Source organism: Candidatus Accumulibacter vicinus (genome assembly GCF_000584955.1).
In the GTDB taxonomy this organism is placed as follows: Bacteria; Pseudomonadota; Gammaproteobacteria; order Burkholderiales; family Rhodocyclaceae; genus Accumulibacter; species Accumulibacter vicinus.
The window spans coordinates 13,832-14,870 of record NZ_JDSS02000049.1 but is presented as its reverse complement, the minus strand read 5'-3'; the positions used below and the strand labels follow the sequence as shown (position 1 = coordinate 14,870).

At 72.1% G+C, this 1,039-nt stretch carries 2 protein-coding genes; both read right to left on the bottom strand.

The features are described from left to right. Positions 1–174: 174 nt before the first annotated feature. Positions 175–813 carry a DUF6475 domain-containing protein gene (locus tag CAPSK01_RS19700; RefSeq protein ID WP_273704145.1) on the bottom strand — a complete coding sequence of 213 codons (639 nt, stop codon included), beginning with the start codon at positions 811–813 and terminating at the stop codon, positions 175–177. Next, positions 800–1,039, bottom strand: a 240-nt coding sequence (locus tag CAPSK01_RS19695; protein WP_273704144.1) for a hypothetical protein, incomplete at its 5' end; no start/stop codon positions are given. The genes CAPSK01_RS19700 and CAPSK01_RS19695, both read right to left, overlap by 14 nt.

Genomic DNA, 1,039 nt, shown 5'->3' with positions numbered 1-1,039 from the left:
CCGACATCGTGCGCTTCTCGCCGCGGCCGTGGTCGAAGCACCAGATCGCCGGCACGCCGTGGACGCCGGTCGTCGCGCCGGCCCACAGCCAGCAGTGCGTGGCGGGATCGATCGTGCAGCGCGCCTTGAGCTGCGCGACCGAGGTGATGAGGCCGTGCTTGCCGTGGCGGGCCATCACGCTGCCTCCGAACCGATCCGACGGATGACGGGTGCCGCATCGCCCGCCGTGATCGCGGTTTTCGAGCCGCTGACGCCTGCCTGCATCACCTTCCGCGCCGCGTCGGCATCGCCCACGAGCATCGGCGCTTCCACGCCATGCCCAGCCAAGCGGTTCGCGGCCTCGTGCTCGCCCACCAGGCGGGCTGGCCATGACGCATCCGGACGCAGCGAGTAGGCGCGGTGCAGGTCGCAGAAGCGGCGCTGCATGAACGGCAGCTCGTCCACCTCGGATCGGCACACCGTCGGCCAACCGCCCATGTCCTCGATCGCCGCGTGGATCGCGCCGTCGTCGAAGGCGACCGAGCGGTACGCGCCGACGCGCGACATCGCGTCCATGACCTTTCCCCAGGCGATGAGACTGCGGTCGGCCTGGGTGCCGCGGAGCTGGCGCACGATGTCGGCCGGCTTGGGCGCGAACTGGCCGCGGTCCGGGTCCATCGCGTGCGCCGTCAGCGCGCGGCGGACCTGCGCCAGTTCGACGCCTTGGCAGGCCTGCCACCACACGCCGACGGCGAATGGGCTGACGGCCTGGCCGTAGAAGCCGAGCGCCTGCGTCAGCAGCTCGACGAACGCGGGTTTCTCATGCGGTGCCAATGCGGGCCTCCGTGTCGGGTTGGGTTGCTGCCGCGCCGTCGCTCGCGGCTTCCTGCGCCAGCCATTCGTCCGCGACGCGGCGGTTCTCGGCCTCGATGGCGAGCTGGCGGTTCAGCGGCCGGACCACAGCGGCGTGTGCGCCGTTGGGCTTCGGGTCGTCCTGTCGCGCCAGCCACGAGGCACGGAAGCCGGCCCAGCCGTTGGCCGCGGACATCCGCACCGCCTC